General features: G+C 69.0%; 10 protein-coding genes. 8 read left to right on the top strand and 2 right to left on the bottom strand.

The window, feature by feature from the left end:
• Positions 1-5: 5 nt before the first annotated feature.
• Positions 6-1463, bottom strand: a complete 1458-nt coding sequence (locus ACN469_RS14150; RefSeq protein WP_498768078.1) for a TolC family protein — start codon at positions 1461-1463, stop codon at positions 6-8.
• A gap of 201 nt (positions 1464-1664) precedes the next feature.
• Here ACN469_RS14150 and ACN469_RS14145 point away from each other — a divergent pair, with 201 nt between their 5' ends.
• The 7 genes from ACN469_RS14145 (at position 1665) to ACN469_RS14115 (ending at position 9387) form a co-directional block, all read left to right on the top strand.
• A complete protein-coding gene (locus ACN469_RS14145) occupies positions 1665-3620 on the top strand; it encodes a MopE-related protein (RefSeq protein ID WP_498768076.1) in 1956 nt (651 codons plus the stop codon).
• 25 nt (positions 3621-3645) lie between these two features.
• The gene (locus ACN469_RS14140) at positions 3646-4344 is read left to right on the top strand and encodes an ABC transporter ATP-binding protein (protein WP_498768074.1); all 699 of its coding nucleotides are present in this window, start codon (positions 3646-3648) and stop codon (positions 4342-4344) included.
• On the top strand, positions 4341-5147 hold the full coding sequence (locus tag ACN469_RS14135) for an MlaE family ABC transporter permease (protein ID WP_498768072.1): 807 nt from the start codon (positions 4341-4343) through the stop codon (positions 5145-5147). The genes ACN469_RS14140 and ACN469_RS14135 overlap by 4 nt, the downstream gene beginning before the upstream one ends.
• Positions 5144-5890: an MlaE family ABC transporter permease gene (locus ACN469_RS14130; protein WP_498768070.1), complete on the top strand. Its 747-nt coding sequence runs from the start codon at positions 5144-5146 to the stop codon at positions 5888-5890. The genes ACN469_RS14135 and ACN469_RS14130 overlap by 4 nt, the downstream gene beginning before the upstream one ends.
• Positions 5887-6645 (top strand): ATP-binding cassette domain-containing protein, encoded by a 759-nt coding sequence (locus ACN469_RS14125; protein WP_498768069.1) that lies wholly within the window; start codon positions 5887-5889, stop codon positions 6643-6645. The genes ACN469_RS14130 and ACN469_RS14125 overlap by 4 nt, the downstream gene beginning before the upstream one ends.
• Positions 6638-7648, top strand: coding sequence for an MlaD family protein (locus ACN469_RS14120; RefSeq protein WP_498768067.1), 1011 nt, complete (start codon positions 6638-6640; stop codon positions 7646-7648). The genes ACN469_RS14125 and ACN469_RS14120 overlap by 8 nt, the downstream gene beginning before the upstream one ends.
• Before the next feature lie 530 nt (positions 7649-8178).
• Complete coding sequence (locus tag ACN469_RS14115; RefSeq protein WP_498768065.1) at positions 8179-9387, top strand: DNRLRE domain-containing protein; 1209 nt, start codon at positions 8179-8181, stop codon at positions 9385-9387.
• 72 nt (positions 9388-9459) lie between these two features.
• On the opposite strand, the gene ACN469_RS14110 is transcribed toward ACN469_RS14115, so the two are convergent.
• The gene (locus ACN469_RS14110; RefSeq protein ID WP_498768063.1) at positions 9460-11166 is read right to left on the bottom strand and encodes a glycoside hydrolase family 99 protein; all 1707 of its coding nucleotides are present in this window, start codon (positions 11164-11166) and stop codon (positions 9460-9462) included.
• A gap of 192 nt (positions 11167-11358) precedes the next feature.
• On the opposite strand from ACN469_RS14110, the gene ACN469_RS14105 reads away from it, so the two are divergent.
• Positions 11359-14115: a phospholipase D-like domain-containing protein gene (locus ACN469_RS14105; RefSeq protein WP_498768061.1), complete on the top strand. Its 2757-nt coding sequence runs from the start codon at positions 11359-11361 to the stop codon at positions 14113-14115.
• Position 14116: the final 1 nt, after the last annotated feature.

Genomic DNA, 14116 nt, shown 5'->3' with positions numbered 1-14116 from the left:
CGCCTTCACGGTTCCTTCCCCAGGGGATCGAGTCCGACTGCCGCCCTCAGGCCCAACAGGGCCACGCCCAGCGCATACCGGCTGCGCGCCAGGGCCACCTCCGCCTCGAACAACCGGAGGGAGGCATCCGCCAATGTCAGCGCCGTGGACAATCCCTGGCGGTAGAGAATGCCCTGCTCCTCCGCGTTCTGCCGTGCCGCGCGGGTCGCCAGCTCGCTCTGGGTGAGCGCCGCCCGCGCGTTCTCCAAGGCCACCCGCGCCCGCTGGATGTCCACGTCCACGCGCCGCGTGCCCGCCTGCTGCTCCAGCTCCGCCGCGCGAGCCAGGGCCACGCGCTCGTGGCGCTCCGCGTAGCGCTCGCCGCCGTCGAACAGGTTCCAGGTGAGATCGGCCGACAGGAAGCCATCTCCCGTGCGGCCCGCCAGGCCCGCCTCGTTCGTGAGCCGGTACGTCGCTCCCACGCCGAGCGCGGGCAGCAGACGCGCCAGGGGCTCCAGCGCGCTGGCCTCCAGCGACTCCACCCGCAGCCGCGAGGCGAGGATGTCCGGGCGTCGCTCCACCGCGCCGGGGATGATGCCGTCGTGCGTTTGCAGCGGCCGGGCCGCGTCGTCGAGCAGCGCCTGCGGCATGACGAGCGCCCCCTCCACCGTCTCCACCAGCAGATAGCCAAGCTCCAGGCGGCTCGTCTGCGCGGCGTTGCGAGCGCCGATGAGCTCCACCTCCGCGGTGGCCACCTCCACCTCCGCGCGCGTCACGTCGTTGGTGCTCGCCAGCCCAGCCTTGGCCCGCGCCGACGCATCCGCGTGCGACTGCCGCGCGAAGGCGATGCGTTGCTCCGCGGCCGTGAAGACCTGCTGCTCCTGGAGGGTGATGAGGAAGGCGTTGGCGGCCTCGAACGAAATCTGGCGCCGGGCCTCCACGGCCTCCAGGCCCACGGCCTCGCCCTCCAGGCGCGCCGCGCGGTAGAGCGGAAAGCCGCGCGCGTCGAAGAGCATCATGCGCGCGACGATGTTGGCGCCGAAGGCGTTGTAGCGCTGGAGGACAACCTGCTGCCCGCCCACCTCGCGCGTCGACTGGTTGGAGCGGCGCGTGTACGTGCCCGTCGCCGTCAGCTCCGGAAAGAAGAACGCGCGGGCGCGCGACACGCGGGCCTCGGCGGCCTTGGCGCGCTGCTGGGCCGCGAGCGCGGACTCGTTGCGCTCGGCCGCCATCGACACCGCTCGCTCCAGCGTCAGGGGCGCGGTGTCACCCGGTGGCCCCGAGGCGGTGGCCTCACTCGGCGGAGGCGGTGCGGATTCCGCAGCGGGCCGTGCGGAATCGGCAGCCCCGGGTGCGGAATCCGCAGCGTCACGCGAGGGAGCGGGAGCCACGGGTGCGTCGCTCTGGGCCGCCCGGGACTCGGGCGGGGACAAGACCATCCAGGCACACAGGGGCGCGACGAGGGCGATTCGAACAGGGGACATGAGCGAGGAGGCGGGGCTCGGGCCAGGAAAGACGAGGTGGCGCGCGCTGGGGCCCGATGAGCGAAAGGATGCACCCCGAGATGGGGGCTTCTGAACGATGGCCAGCGCCGCGGTCTATGGGGGGAGTTCCAGAGGTGCTTGAGTTTTAAGGCGCTACGTCACGACAGCGGGCGCCTCGGCGCGCCGGGGAATGCACGAGCCATGCGTTTATTCCAAGTGGGTGTGCTGCTGGTGACACTTCCGCTGTTCGGTTGCAAGACGGAGACCCCCGCCCCTGAAGGCGTTCTTCGGGTCTACATCACGTATGCCACCTTCCGGCCAACGTGCCTGACGCTCACGGTGGTGGACGTGCATGACGCGTCGCACACCACTTCGGGCGAGGTGCGGGTGAACGCGGAGCTCCGGCGCGACAAGCGCACCGCCATCATCCTGCGGAAAGCGGGCTGGAGCCCCGACCTTGAGGTGACCGCCGTGGCGCACGAGGGCTCGTGTGACGGTCCCATCATCGCGCGCGAGTCCGCGGACGCCCTGTTCCCCACCGAGGGTGTCACCGACCTCGAGCTGGATCTGAGCGCCGACGACGCGGACGACGACGGTTACTTCGCCGCGAAGCAGCCCTACCCCGGCACGGACTGCAACGACGAAGACGCGGACATCCACCCTGGCGCCGTGGAGCTGTGTGACGGCTTCGACAACAACTGCGCCAAGGGCGAGACCGACGCGCCGGGAGACAGACCGTTCTGGGCGGACGAGGACGGAGATGGCCATGGCGCGGTGCTCGGCGCGCGGGTCACCGGCTGTGTCGCGACGGAGGGCCATGCGGCGAACAACGACGACTGCAACGACAAGGACGGCGACGTGCGTCCCGGTCGGTCGGAGTTCCGCTGCGATGGCCAGGACGACAACTGTGACGGCGCGGCGGACAACGGTGCGTTCTCCGTGGGCGAGAGGTGCACGACGTTGGAGAACTGCACGGGGACATTTGCGTGCGCGAACACCTCCGCCTCCGCCTGCGTCAGCACCGCTCAACCCACGGAGTACTTCGTCGACGACGACGGAGATGGCGCGGCCGGTCACTCCGTGGGCCGCAGCTGTATTACGCCCGTGGAGGGCGCGACCACCGAGAACACCGACTGCGACGAGGGAACCTCCGTGGTGTATCGGGAGCGCGTCGAGGAGTGTGATCGGATGGACAACGACTGCAATGGCCAGACGGACGAAGGGGTGCCGGGATGTGCCTCGAAGGCGTGGATCCGGCAGCCGGGACTGGTGAACGCGCGGTTCGACGCGGTGGCGGTGTACGCAGAGAAACATGGATGGATTGCGGGCGAAGACAATCGGCTCGTCCACGTGGCGGACGCCATCTTATCGAGCGTGACGGGATGCCCCGGTGACTGGAAGTCGGCATGGGCCGCGAACAACGGCCGCGTGTTCCTCGGATCCAGGGCAGGGCGACTCGGAACGGTGCCTGCTCCGCAGCCGCTCGCCAGTTGCGAGAGCTTCAACAGTGGCCATGGCGGGGCCATCAACGGTCTGGTCGGATTCCAGAACGAGACGGACAACGTCGTCACCCTGTACGCCGTCACCAGCCAGGGCCACATCCTGCGCTGGCTCTATGACCACGGGGGCCCGGTACAGGTGCAGCCCGAGGTCATCGTCCAGGTGTCCGCCAACCTGAAGGCCATCCACGGACTGGACGCGACAACGCTGCTCGCGGTGGGCGCGGAGACGGTGAATGGCGTTACGCGTCCCGTGGTGTTTCGAGGTTCGACGGATGGGGAGACGTGGACGAAGGAAGACCTAGGGGTCTCGGACACCAGGGGGTTCCTGAACGCCGTCCAGGTCCTCACGCCCCAGCTGGCCTATGTGGCGGGTGACGGCGCGCTACTGCTACAGCGCTCGCGGGAAAGGTGGACCCGACTGCCCGCGCTGACGGTGTCGAACAAGCCTACGCCTAATCTCCGGTCGCTCCGGGCCTTCGGTCGCACGGCGATCTACGCGGTGTCGTCCGAGGTGAACGACGTGCACTTCTTCAACGGAACGACCTGGAGCACTGTCAGTCAGTCTCAGGCGACGCTGAATGCCCTGGGCGGCTCGGGCCCCATGGCCGTCTGGGCCACGGGCCACGGCGGGACGCTGCTGCGCTGGACGCCGTGAGACGGAGGGCCTAGAGGAGAGGCCCATGGACCTGCGCGCGGAAGCCCTGACGGTGAAGCACGGCGTGCGCACGGTCCTCGCGGACGTGCGCTGCGCGCTGCCACCCGGGACCCAGGCGCTGCTCCTGGGGCGCTCCGGCGCGGGGAAGACGACGCTGCTGAAGTCGCTGGCGGGCCTCGTCTCCCCGTTCAACGGACAGGTGCTGTGGGACGGCCAGGACGTGGCGCGCCTGTCAGCCTCGGCGCGGCGTGAGCGGCAGGCTTCGTTCGGCATGGTGTTCCAGACGGATGCGCTGTTCGACTCGATGACGGTGCGGCAGAACGTGCTGCTGCCGCTCGTCCGGCGGCGGGTGCCACAGCAGGAGGCCGAGGCGCGCGCGGACGAGGTGCTGGGCGCGGTGGGCCTGCGCGATGCCTCGGACACGCTGCCAGAGCGACTGTCCGGAGGCATGAAGAAGCGCGCGGGCATCGCGCGAGCGCTGGCGGCGCGGCCGTCGGTGCTGCTCGCGGACGACCCCTTCGCGGGGCTGGATCCGGGCACGGCCCGGCAGGTGGCGCGCGTGCTGCTAGAGGTCTCCCAGGGCGGCACCTTGATTGTCGCCGCGCCCGAGGCACCGCTGGACCTGCCCCTGCGCCGCTGGCTCTATCTGCGCGGTGGCCGGTTGGTGTACGACGGGCCTCCCGCGCCGGAGTTGGAGCGCGAACAGGACGAGGTCCTCCCGTGAGTCCACCGCCGCGCGTCGAGAGCCCCGGGCTGAAGACGGTGCGCGGCGCGGGGAGCCTCGGACTGGAGGCGGTGCGAGGCACCGGGGCGCTCGCGCTGGTGGCGGCGCGCACGGTGCTCGGACTCCCCCGGCTGGAGCGACGCGAGCTGGCACGGGCGCTGGTGCAGTTCGGCTACGACTCCCTGCCCCTGGCCCTGGCCACGGCGGCGCTGGCGGGAGTCATCGTCGTGTTGCAGTCAGGGCTCTACATCCAGCGCTTCGGCGCGCGAGCGTTCCTCGGCTGGGCCGCGGGCTACGGGGTGCTGTGGGAGTTCGGTCCGCTGCTGCTGGGCCTCATCATGTCCGCGCGGATTGGCGCGAGGAACGCGGCGGAGCTGGCCACCATGCAGGTGGGCGGGCAGATAGAAGGCCTGCGGGGAATCGGCCTGGACCCGTTCGCCATCCTCGTCGCGCCGCGCGTGGTGGCGATGGAGCTGAGCATGCTCGCGATGAGCACGTTCACGTTCCTGGTCGCCATCCTCTTCGAGTCCGTGGCGGCCCTCTTCACGCTCGGCCTGCCCATGCGAGTCTTCTTCGGCACGTTCGCGCAGATGCTGAGCCCCCTCGACATCCTGGGCGGTGTGGTGAAGACGGGCGCCTTCGGTCTGGCCATCTCGCTGGTGTCCACGTCGGTGGGGCTGTCCGCGCGCGGCGGCGCCCAGGCGGTGGGACGCGCGGCGGCGAGCGCGGTGGTGCAAGGGTGCGCCGCCATCTTCGTCATCGACTTCGTGCTCACGCTCGTGCTGGCGGGGTGGATGGCATGAACCGGGTGCTGTTGTTCTTCGGAGCCCCGGTGGTGCTCTTCGCGCGCACGGTGCGGGCCTGGGCCCGCGAGGGCGTGTCGTGGCGCGAGTGCGCGGTGCAGCTCCACGAGCTGGGCGGGCGCAGCGTGTGGCTGGTGGTGTCGGGCATGGCCTTCTTCGGCGCGGTGCTGGTGACCATCGCCAACAGTCAAGCGCGGCGCTTCGTCGGCAACGTGGCGGTGCTCGGCCCCGCGTACTTCGAGCTGCTGATTCGCGAGCTGGGGCCCGTGGTCTCCGCGCTGCTGACGGCCTCGCGCGCGGGCGCGGGCCACGCGGCGGAGCTGTCCACCATGAGCGTCAACGAGCAGGTGGAGGCGCTGGAGATGTCCGCGGGGGACCCGTACGCGGACCTGGTGGCACCGCGCATGGTGGCGGGGCTGTTGGGCGTGCCGCTGTTGAGCACGATGGGGACGGTGGCCGCGACGCTGTCGGCGGCGCTGGTGGCCAGCCTGGTGTTCGGCGTGGACGGCCGGGCCTTCATGGATCCTCGGTATGTGGATGGCTGGGATTTGCTGGCGGCGGGCATGAAGGCCGTGGCGTGCGGGCTGTACATCCCCCTGGCGGCGGCGGTGGCGGGCCTGCGGGCCCGAGGTGGCGCGGAGGCCGTGGGACAGGCCACCACCGAGGGTGTGGTGGCCGCGAGCCTGGGGTGTCTGTTGATTGATTTTGGCGTCTCCCTCGCATTCCAACTGCTGCGCCTGTGAGCACGAACGAACCCCACACGAGTCCCGAGGACACGCTCCGCTTCACGGACGTGCGCGTCGCGTTCGGGGGTGGGCGGCGCGTGCTGGACGGCGTGACGGCGGAGGTGTCGACGCGAGAGCTGACGTTCATCGCGGGGGCGAGCGGCTCGGGCAAGAGCGTGCTGTGTCGGATGGCGGTGGGTCTGCTGAAGCCGGACGCCGGAAGCGTGGAGCTGTGGGGCGAGCGGGTGGACACGCAGCCCGAGCGCGAGCTGGTCCGCCTGCGGCGTCGAGCGCCCTATCTGGTGCAGGGCCCTGCCCTGCTCGACTGGCGGACGCTGCGGGAGAACGTGAGGCTGGCGGACCCGAAGGCGCCCGAGGACGCGGTGGACTCGGCGCTGGCGCAGGTGGGGCTGTTGGAGTGGGCGGACCGGCTGCCTCCCGAGCTGGGGCCTGGAGCGAAGAAGCGGGCCGCCATCGCGAGGGCGCTGGTGTTGAAGCCGCGATATCTGCTGCTGGACGAGCCGACCACGGGGTTGGACCGACGGGCGGCGACGCAGGTGGAAGAGGTCATCGCGTCGCTGCGGACGCGGGGACTGGGAGGTCTGGTGGTGACGCATGACTATCGACAGCTCAAGGGGCTGGCGGACCGGGTGTTGGTGGTGGCGCAAGGCCGGTGTGCGTACCTGGGGCCTCCGGCGGGTTTCCTGGAGTCCTCCGCGCCAGAGCTGCGGGTGCTGACGGCGCCGTTCATGGAGGGTGCGACGGATGGATGAGCGACGGCTGGAATTGAAGGTGGGCGCCCTGGTGCTGGCGGCGTTGGTGGGCGTGCTGGTGTTGCTGTGGTTGATGGGTGAGCTGTCGTTGGGCTCGTCCACGGTGCTGCCGGTGGACTTCGGGCACACGGGCAACGTGGTGGAGGGCGCGCCGGTGAAGCTGGGCGGCGTCCAGGTGGGACGGGTGCAAGCGATTCGACTGCTGCCGGAGCGCAGGGATGACCGGGGGCAGCCCTTGCCCGTGCGCATGGAGCTGGCGGTGACGCCGGAGTCCCTGGGGGCGCTGCGCGAGGATGCGCGGGTGACGGTGGCCTCGGTGGGCCTGCTGGGCGAGCCCTATCTGGAATTGAATCCGGGGACGCGGCCGGGCGGCAGACCCGAGGGCGAGGCCTTGCGGGGGACGGATGCACCGCGTCTGGATTTGCTGGCGGAGCACCTCTCCAAGTTCGTGGAGATGATGTCGGGGATGCTGGAGAAGGACCCGGAGGCGGTGACGGGGCTGGTGATCAACATCTCGCGGCTGTCCAGGACGCTGGATGAGCTGCTCACGGAGAACAAGGGCGACGTGAAGGTGCTGGCCTCGGAGCTGGCGGCGGCGTCGAAGGACCTGAGGCAGCTTGCCCAGCTCGCGCGCGAATCACTCCAGCCCGGAGGCAAGGCGGCTCGGCTGTTGGACGACGCGGCGGCCTCGGCGGCGGTGCTGCGCAGCGAATTGCCTGGGCTGACGAAGTCCGCGGGGACGACGCTGGATGGACTGGCGGCAGTCACGGGAGAGCTGAGCCCGGAGGATGGGAAGCGGGTCAAGCAGGCCTTGGAGAAGCTCACGACCGCCGTGGGGCAATTGGACAGCATCGCGGCCCGAGCGGACCGCGTGCTGGCGAAGATTGAGGCCGGCGAGGGCACCGTCGGCGCGGTGCTCCAGGACCCCACGCTCTACAACGAGCTGCGCACCCTGGTGACGGACCTGCGCAAGCATCCGTGGAAGATGCTGTGGAAGGACTAGCGCGGCGCGGACTGACGCCACGGCTTTGGGCGCCCCCTCGGCTGAGAGCTCCGACGTCGGAAAGTGTCAGAGAGCCCGATCAGCTTCACCGCGACGGAGCTTCACGATGGCGCGCTCGACGAGGTGCTGCTGGTGTCAAGATGCTCTATGACGTCGTGATTGCTGGAGCTGGCCCGGTCGGCCTGTTTCTCGCCTGCGAGCTGCGCCTCGCTGGGCTCACCTGCGATGTCGACATGGAAACTCCCCTTCAACCTTGGGGGGAGCCGATACTTTAGCTACCGGGTTGCATCACCTCCAGCTCCTTACTGTTTTCTCAGCCTAAGCAAATAAATTAAGACCCATGCGTCAACAAGCACACCTCTGGTGACTTCCGCCGAAGTTCGTTGTGCCGGAACGCAGACCCGGAGCCCTGCGTCCTCGCGACACGCAAACCCCCACCACGCGCCTGTCCACACACCCTGGCGCGAGCGTGGGCTCCAACTTGCACTGAGCGGCGACTCCTCTCACCGAAGGCATACTGGATGCGTTTCTTGAGACACCTCGCTGCGAACAACACCCAGCTCTCTTCGCTGTCCACCTTGCTGCTGCTGTCCTCTCTTGGCTGTGGCGCCCTGCCCTCCGAGGAGCAACAGGCCTCGGCGGCAGCCGTTCCCTCGCTGTCGACACACACCTCGGCGCTCAGTGCCAGCGTGACACTCACGCCGGTGGCCGACACCCTGGTCACGTCTTCGGCGCCCGCCACCAACTTCGGAGTGTCAGGTTCGTGGGAAGTGAATCGCGGCTCCCACCACGCCTACCTCCGGTTCGACCTGAGCGGGCTGCCCGCGAATGCCACCGTGACGTCGGTTCGCCTGGAGGCGCTGGCCTACATGGGCTTCGCCTATGGAGGTGACGGCAACGTCTACACCACCTTCGTGCCCGATGACTCCTGGTCGGAGACGGCCCTCACCTGGAACAACAAGCCCCCCGCCACGGGAAGCACGCTGGGCGAGTGGTTCCTCTGGTACAACAACACTCCAGAAGACAAGTTGGGCGTCAATGCCAGTCCGGCGCTCGTCCCCGTGGTCCAGGGCGAGCTCAACGGGGACAAGCTTCTCAGCCTCCGGCTGCACTCGCCGGGGTACAGGACGGTCTACCGCTCGCGCGAGTACTCCGTCGTCGCCCAGCGGCCTCGCCTCATCATCGCGTATACGTATACGCCCCCGGACGTCGTCACCACGCTCGAGCCCGAGGCGGACACCTATATCTCGGGTCATCCGTGGGAGAGCACCGCTGACTATGGCTCCCAGGAGATCCTGAACGGCACGTTCTTCTGGCCCGAGTCTCCCTTCCTGCGCTTCAACCTCGGCGCGATCCCCGCCGGTGCGCTCATCAAGAGCGTGAAGCTCTCCGCCGTATCGAGGCAAGGCACGTCACCCGGAGGCGACGGCAACGTCTATACCTACCTGGTCCCCGACAACTCCTGGGGGGAGAACACGCTCAACTACAGCAACCACCCGGCGACGTCGGGCGAGCCCCTGGGCTGGTGGTTCATCTGGTACCCCAACTTCGACCTCTTCGACCGGGTCGGCGTCAATGACAGCCCCGCGCTCATCCCCGCCGTGCAGAGCGCCTCGGATGCCGTCGACCGGCGCATCTCTTTCAGGATCACCGCCGGTGACTACAAGGGCTACTACTATTCACGCGAGACCGCGGACCCGGCGCGGCGCCCCAAGCTCGAGATCCTCTACTCGCCTTGATTCGCGTCCGGGTCTGCTGACCCATGCCCCGTCCTGGCCTCTGTGTTGGGAGGCCAGGGCGGGCGCCATGTCTCACTGCCTGCGCAGCTCGACGGAATCCATGTGGATGAAGTTGGCTCCGTTCTGGGCCGGGGCCTGCGTGTGGAAGCCCAGCTCCAGCGTGCCTGCTGTGACGGAGATGCTCGGCGTCTCCACCCGCGTCCAGGAGCCATACGTCCCCAGGGTGGTGAAGACCGGCGTGCAGGAGACACAGGTCTTCACCTGGAGGCGCGCGAGCCCGAAGTCGCCGCCCTTTCGAACCCAAGCACTCACCTTGTAGCTGCCGGACGGAACGCCCGTGACGACCTGGTACGTCCACGTCTCGTACGCCGGCGTGCCCCAGTGGGTCAGGTGATAGGCCCCGGACTGCGCCCCGTTGTACGTCTCGCTGAAGGCCGCCCACTCCGTGCCATTCGGAGACCAGGTGGACCAGCCCGTCATGCCCGACTCGAAGCTGGGGTTGGTGAGCGGAATGGTGGTCGGCGTGGAGCCTCCGTTGAGAATGGTCTCCGCCTGGGCGACCTGGAGGGCGACGAGGTGCTGGAAGGCCTGGTCCAGCTCGGCCTGCCTCGCCGCGTTTCCGGCGTGCTGCTTGCGCTGCTGGTAGAGGGTGTTGATGAGCTCCAGCTCACGCTGCGAATAGGGCACGCCCAGCTTCTGCTGGAGCGTGGTGAGGAAGCCGTAGCCGAACTCACGCGTCGGCTCGAGCATGGTGCCCTCGCCATAGTCGTTCCACGTCGCGAGCTGGACATGGCCGACACTGCTGCCGAGGGCCGCGTCCAGAGTCTGCTGAAAGGAGCTCAGCCCGTTGTGGGGAAGGCCCCAGGTGGGACCACTCCAGCCGCCTGCGGTGTAGAAGGTGTGGAAGCCCGGGTAGGCCACGCCCATCTTCAGGCCCAGGGGTCGGTTGGCGTAGAAGTGGTTCAGCCCCGCCATGAAGTCCGAGTAGATCCACGCGTACTCGCCGCTCGCGTTGGCTCCGGCCTCCTGGGACTCGTACCAGAGGGTGAGGAACGCCGGCTTGGGCGACAGTACTCCGAAGAGGTTCGTCCAGTCCGACGGCGTCTGGAACGTCTGGGGCCCGAAGTCGAGCAGCAGGGGCGCGTTGTTCACCCGGATGTAGTTGCCCTGGGGGAAGTAGTTATCTCTCAGGTAGCCCATGTCCGCCCGCCCCGCGGCGAGCTTGTCGGTGATGATGCCCGCGTTCGCCGCGAGCTGGATGTTGTGGTCCTCGTAGACGATGGCGAAGTCCAGCCCCACCGCCGCCGTGCGCGCGATGAAGGCCTCGGAGTTCTGCTTGTTCTTCGGATAGTCCCAGGCATTCACCGTGCCCGGCCAATCGATGAGGACGCCGTCCACGCCCGCGTACTTCATCAACAGCAACTGGTACTCGATGACGTCCTTGTCCCCGGAGGCATAGGGGCCAATCAGCGGATAGTAGTGCGCGGCAATCTGCCGACGGCCGGAACCATCCACGTTGTTGGGGTTCTGGTTCGCCATCGTCCAGTGGATGCCCCAGGCCCCGTTGCCGGACGAGGCCGAGGTCTCGAACCACGGCATCAGGTGGGCGTAGATTTTCTTGCCCACCGACTTCGGCACTCGGACCGGAGCCAGGGTGGCGGCGTTCGAGGACTGCTCAATCCCTGACGCTTGGACTTCTTCTGAATGTGTATCATTGCAGCCTGCGAGGACCAGGGCGACCAAGGCCACGCCAAGACGCAACCACTGACTCCGCTTCATGGACAGACTCCGGGGGACGAGGGGAGGCCGCACCCTACTGTCCTGGCTGTGTGTCCTTGCAAGCCCCCTCGTGACCCGGAGATTCAGGGACACCGTCCCATCCCAACCCCGGCATAATGGGTCCCCGGTCGACCGCTGGAGCCGTGCGACGGTGAAGGCGGGCGACCGGATACTCCGGGAACCGCACGCGCCATGTTCCGTCGTCTGATGATCGTCTTCGATGCCGGCTCGGAGTCCGAGCTGGTGCTTCACGCCGCGAGGCGACTGAGCGCCGCGCCCGAGGCTGTCTACCTATACGGACTGGTCCCCGAGCGCAGCGAGCTGGAGGCCCCTCCTCCCGCCAGCCTCACCGTGCTGGACCGCATCCGACACGCCCTTCACGACTGGAGCCCCTCCATCGAGGTCCGGGGCGCCCTCGAAACCCACCTCGACACCAGCGCCGTCGTCCAGGCCGCCACACAGCACGGCGCGGACCTCGTCGTCCTCGGCCCCCACCTCGACACGTCCCCACGCGCCCGTGTGGGGGCCATGCTCATGCTCTCGTTGAGGGAGCACATCCCCGTGCTCTCCATCGGGCGCGCGCCCTCCACGCCTCCCCCGACGCCGTCACGCATGGCCGTGGCCATCACCCCGGACGGGCGAGGCCTTGGCGCGATGGCCACCTTCCTCTCCCGCTGCATCACACCCTCCGAGCTCATCGCCCTCACCACGGGCTCGGCTCCTGAGCAGACCTCGAATCTCCAGGCCCTCTCCCGGGCCCTGGGAATCACCCAGACGCTCCACGTCGAGTCGCTCACCGAGAACCCCGCCGACAGTCGCGTCGAAGCCTTCGACGTCGCGGCCGTCCGTTCCGGCGTGGACCTCCTGGTCATCCCCGCCGACGCGCTCGCCGACATGGAAGCCCTGGTGCTCGGGATGCTCGGCGCCAAGGCCTTCCAGGAAGCTCACGTCCCCACGCTGCTGCTGCCTCGCACGCAGACCACGGCCGTGTTGTTCGAGGACCACTACGCGGTCTCCGACTCCGTGGCGGCCCCCGGCCTCGCGCCCCGCTTCTCCGTCGAGCGCGTCGGTTTCATGTCGAGTGTCTCCGTCCCCAACGAGGGCACGCTGTCCGTGTTCGAGGGCGGCTCCGCTCTGGGAACCATTCGCCACGAAGGTGGTACCGCCGCGCTCAGCGCGTCCTGGTTCGAGCACGTTCGCGGCCTCCACCCACTCGCGTTCGCCTTCTCCGGCACCGCCGCGCCCAGAGACCTGTCGCCCTGCTATGTGCTCGGGCCCGTGCAGCCCCTGCTGCTCGTGGACAGCCTGCTCGACGAGGACGCGCTCGCGGCGGCCCACGCCCTGGCGATGGACCGCTATCACCTGGTCTTCGTTCGACTGCGCGACACGGACTCCCTCGACTCCCAGCGCGCCCACCTTCGCGAGATGCTGCCGGATACGCCCTGGCCTCTCCTTCTCGATGCCAGTGCCTGGCTCGACGACGCTCGCGCCGACGACGTGCCCCAGCAGGTCGACGGACAGCGACTCCTGCGCGTGGCCACGCGCCTCGCCAGCGCGGGCATCACCATCGCCGCTGTCGTCACTCGCGAGGCGCACAAGCCCGTCCATCCGCTTCTTCGCACCCTGAGCGCCGAGGAGTGTCTGGCCCTGCCTCGGGCGACCGCCCTGGAGCCCATCCCCATCCACGATGCGCCGTACTCCTGGTCTCGGGAGCTGGCGCTCGCGGGCTGCAGCCCGCGCATGGAGGGCCATCACATCGACTTCGAGCTCGACAACGGACTGGCGCGCGAGTCGGTGCTCGCGGCCATCGACGCGGCCCGAAGCACCATCCATTGGCAGTGCTACATCGTCGAGGACGACAGCGTCACCGCCCGCATCACCGAGGCCCTGAAGCGAGCCGCCGCGCGCGGCGTGCACGTGCGCTTCCTCGCGGATGCGCTCTACAGTGGCCATGACTCCTTCGGCGCCCTCAACCCCGCCCTCGTGACGCTCGCGGAGACACCCAACGCCGAAGTACGCGCCATCGCCCCCCTCGTCGGCGTGCCCAGCCTCTCCGAGCTCAAGCAACGCAACCATCGCAAGCTGACCGTCATCGACTCCGCTCGCGCCTTCGTCTCGGGCCGGAATCTCGGCGCGCCCTATTACACGGGCTTCGACGAAGTGGGCCTGCGGCGGACCTCGCACTACCGCGACATTCCCTGGCTCGACTGTGGCGCGCGACTGGAGGGCCCGCTGGTCAGCGTCCTCGAGAGCGCCTTCCTGTCCGAGTGGAACCGCGCGGGCGGCGAGCCCTACGCCTTCCCACCCACGGCGCCCGTGGGGACGATGGCGGCCCGGGTCGCCCTGCACGAAGGACTCAAGGACACGCACACCCTCGACACGCAGCTGGCGCTCATCCGCCACGCGCGCTCACGGCTCGTGCTGGTGAACACCTTCCCGTTGCTGCTCGAGTTGCAAAACGCGCTCATCGCCGCCGTGCGCCGGGGCGTCCGCGTGGAGGTGCTGTTCGGCAGCGTCCGGCCGCACTACGGCTCCGCGAGGACGTACTTCCCGGGCGGCGCGCTGCGCGAGGTGGCGGACCGCTACGTCCGCAGTCGCCTGGACGCCGTCATCGAGGCGGGCGGCATCGCCTACGAGTGGGCCCTGCCCGCGATGCCGGAGTGGGAGCCGGAACTGGAGAAGCTCTTCCCCCACGTCCACGCGAAGCTCCTGGTCTGCGATACCACGGCGGTCGCCATCGGCAGCGCCAACCTGGACGTCACCGCCGCCTACTGGGAGAGCGAGGCGCTCCTCGTCGTGGAGGATGCGCCCTTCGCCCAGCGACTGCTCACGGCCCTCGAAGGACTCTTCGTCACCTCGCGAAGAATCGACCGCGAGGACCGGAGCTGGCGCGACGAAGTCGAACAGCGCGCCTGGGTCGGCCGGAACTGGCCATCGCTCGTCGGCTGAG

Source organism: Corallococcus terminator, assembly GCF_049194865.1.
Classification (GTDB): Bacteria; Myxococcota; Myxococcia; order Myxococcales; family Myxococcaceae; genus Myxococcus; species Myxococcus terminator_A.
This window is presented reverse-complemented; position numbering and strand designations above follow the sequence as displayed.

Excerpts from the sequence above, each read along its gene's own strand:
- ACN469_RS14120 (WP_498768067.1), top strand. The coding sequence starts at position 6,638 with ATGGATGAGCGACGGCTGGAATTGAAGGTGGGCGCCCTGGTGCTGGCG.
- ACN469_RS14110 (WP_498768063.1), bottom strand. The coding sequence starts at position 11,166 with ATGAAGCGGAGTCAGTGGTTGCGTCTTGGCGTGGCCTTGGTCGCCCTG.
- ACN469_RS14105 (WP_498768061.1), top strand. The coding sequence starts at position 11,359 with ATGTTCCGTCGTCTGATGATCGTCTTCGATGCCGGCTCGGAGTCCGAG.
- ACN469_RS14140 (WP_498768074.1), top strand. The coding sequence starts at position 3,646 with ATGGACCTGCGCGCGGAAGCCCTGACGGTGAAGCACGGCGTGCGCACG.
- ACN469_RS14145 (WP_498768076.1), top strand. The coding sequence starts at position 1,665 with ATGCGTTTATTCCAAGTGGGTGTGCTGCTGGTGACACTTCCGCTGTTC.
- ACN469_RS14130 (WP_498768070.1), top strand. The coding sequence starts at position 5,144 with ATGAACCGGGTGCTGTTGTTCTTCGGAGCCCCGGTGGTGCTCTTCGCG.
- ACN469_RS14150 (WP_498768078.1), bottom strand. The coding sequence starts at position 1,463 with ATGTCCCCTGTTCGAATCGCCCTCGTCGCGCCCCTGTGTGCCTGGATG.